At 43.1% G+C, this 2806-nt stretch carries 2 protein-coding genes; both read left to right on the top strand.

What is annotated here, in order from left to right:
• Positions 1 to 864 precede the first annotated feature (864 nt).
• Positions 865 to 1896 carry an LLM class flavin-dependent oxidoreductase gene (locus tag VGA95_10490; protein HEX9666968.1) on the top strand — a complete coding sequence of 344 codons (1032 nt, stop codon included), beginning with the start codon at positions 865 to 867 and terminating at the stop codon, positions 1894 to 1896.
• Positions 1897 to 2030: 134 nt separating this feature from the next.
• Positions 2031 to 2806, top strand: a 776-nt coding sequence (locus VGA95_10485; protein HEX9666967.1) for an adenylate/guanylate cyclase domain-containing protein, incomplete at its 3' end; no start/stop codon positions are given.

Below are 2806 nucleotides of genomic sequence, written 5' to 3'. Positions count from 1 at the left end.
GCTGTAGATGTCATATATTTCGTGGACAAGATTTTTTGCAAATTCATGAATAGATTTATATCGACTAATATTTTTCAGAATGAAAAGGACTTGAACGGCCTTCCAAAAATTGCGGCCTGTGCTGAACTTGTTTCAGCATCTCTTATTTCCATTAGATCCTGAAATAAATTCAGGATGACCGGGTTGCGGTTGTATTCAAATTTTTTAGTCGTTATGTCATCCCCGAAATCAGTAGTCGGGGATCCATCCCCGCCACAAACGTGCGGGGACAGGCTCTGGATTCCCTATTAAGCTTGTACTCGAACGTCTATATCGGGTAGCGTTAGGAAATGACCGGGCGGCTGGGATTCCCGCTTACAATCCGCGGGAATGACAACAAGGGTGCAGCCAAGTCCTGACCCCTAAGTTTCATCGAAGGGCCTGTGCTGAGTTTATCGAAGGATCGAAGGGTTGCTTCTTTGTACCTGTGCTGAACCATGTCCTGACGATAGGTCAGGATCTATTCAGTATCAAGACAAAGAAGTTAAAAAGAAAAGTAAAATAAATGAAGAAAATACTTTTAAAAATTCTGTCCTCGAAATATCTGGCTTTTACAATTGCGAGGATCCCCGAGTCCTGAGTTTATCGAAGGATCGAAGTGGACCAAGCAATCACAATGAGATTCCTCGCTGCGCTCGGAATGACACCTTGCGTCAGATCGCTTCAGGAAGCCTGCACCGAATAAATCGAATGTGTTCGCTATTGGCGGTGGAAACCCTGTAACAGGATAACGCAAACTCTCAAGCTAAATCGAACAAATACACGAGTCGCGTCATTGCAAGTATATTCCCATAGTTATAATATAGATCAGTGAGATCGGAGCGTATGAATAAAATAAAGTTCGGCATCGTGGCACCTGCTGGAGAAGAACCGAAAAGGCTTCTTGATTTTATAGTGCGTGCAGAGGGGTCAGAATTTGACAGCTTCTGGGCTGGAGATCATATGGTCTTTATGAGGCCAGTCGCCTATGATGTGTTATCCACAATTACTGCCGCAGCTTTGACCACTAGAAAAATAAGTATGGGCTCTATTTCAGATGCACATAAATACCACCCCGCCGTGCTTGCTCAGCGTCTCGCAACAATAGATCGTTTAACAGATGGAAGGTTTATCCTGGGACTGGGGCTCGGAGAGGCAATGAATCTGGACCCTTTTGGTATAGCGTGGGACAAGCCACTATCACGCATGGTTGAGTCAATCAAACTCATTAGAATGCTCTGGGAGAGTCGAGAACCATTTGATTTTGAAGGAAGATTCTTTAAGTTCAAAAAAGCAGCGCTTGGTGCAAAACCAACTAATGGTCAGGTGCCAATATATGTTGCCGCTCATCTTCCAAAAAGCTTACGAGTCGCAGCCGAGATGGGCGACGGTTGGATAACCCTTCCCCAACCACCCCACCTGTTTTCCAAAAGGCGAAAACGGGTGGAGGAGTGGAGGATAAGTTCCGGGAAGAAACTAGATCATTTTGATAAATGCCTCTACATCTTTATTTCAATTGCAGATGATAAAGAGTCGGCATTTAAACCCCTTGAGAATTTAAAGCATACTATAATATGGTCGGAACTATATGAGGAAGCCTATGGAATAACACTACCTAAAAGATTCGAGGGCTTTAACTACATGAAGACGATTACAACCGATGAAAGGGATAGGCAAAAGATTGTTGATCTGGGAAAGCAATTCTCAAAGGAAGCGGTTTTTGATTTTACCCTTTCAGGCTCTGCAAGGGATTGTATAAGGAGAATCGAGGAATACATCGATGCCGGAGTTAACCATTTTCTAATCCACAACTTCAGCGCCGACCCTGATTGGAGTTATGAGGTGTTGACTAAGAAAGTGATTCCGTATTTTAGGTAATGTGGGTCTGGTTAAGATTGAAGAAATACAGAGATCGCCTGGTTGGGTTTAATAATAATTTAACTTATACTTTACCTAAGCCTTTGGATATGGGTAGGGAATACTAGTTTTTTAGGAATATTAAGAACAAAGATATGAATGAATCGAATTCTAGTTCTACAAATCGTCATCTCGCCGCCATTATGTTTGTCGATATTGTAGGTTACAGCACCCTCATGTATAAGAATGAATCCAAGGCATTGAAATGCGTCAAAAAGTTCGAAGAAATTTTCAGGTCAAATGTCCCTCAGGTTGGTGGCAAGTTAATAAAGTTTCTAGGCGATGGTTCTATGGCTGAGTTTCCAACTGCCTTGGCCGCTGTGACCTGCGCCCGAAAGGTTCTTGATGAACTGGCGAAGCATAATGCCGGGGTTGAAGAAGCTGAACGCTTTAATATCCGAATAGGTATTCATCTGGGCGAGGTGGTTGAAGATAACGGCGATCTCTTCGGCGATGCGGTTAATATCGCCGCACGCGTTCTGACTCTTGCAGACCCAGGTGGAATGGCACTAACAAACGTTGTCTATTCTCAAGTTAAAAATAAGATCACTTTATGTGGTACATACTTGTCCAGGATCAAGCTTAAGAATATTCCAGAAAGATCCCAGATATTCGTTGTCCCACCAGCAGGTACATCCTATTCCTTGTGGTATCTTCGCAAACACAAGCCGGGTTTAGCAATTACTATTGCAATATTACTTATTCTAACTAGTCTGGGCGGAGGTTGGTTTGCATTTTATCGCCACACACCTGACAGATTGGCACTTCTTTACATTGAAAGCCAGGACGAAGACTCAGGGATGGCACGATTAATAGAAGAAGAGATTAATCAGAAAATAAGCTCTGTTAATGGGATCGAGTGGATTGATCG

It is taken from the genome of Thermodesulfobacteriota bacterium (assembly GCA_036397855.1).
Taxonomy (GTDB): domain Bacteria; phylum Desulfobacterota_D; class UBA1144; order Nemesobacterales; family CSP1-2; genus DASWID01.
The sequence above is the reverse complement of the archived record's forward strand: the minus strand, read 5'-3'. Positions and strand labels throughout refer to the sequence as shown.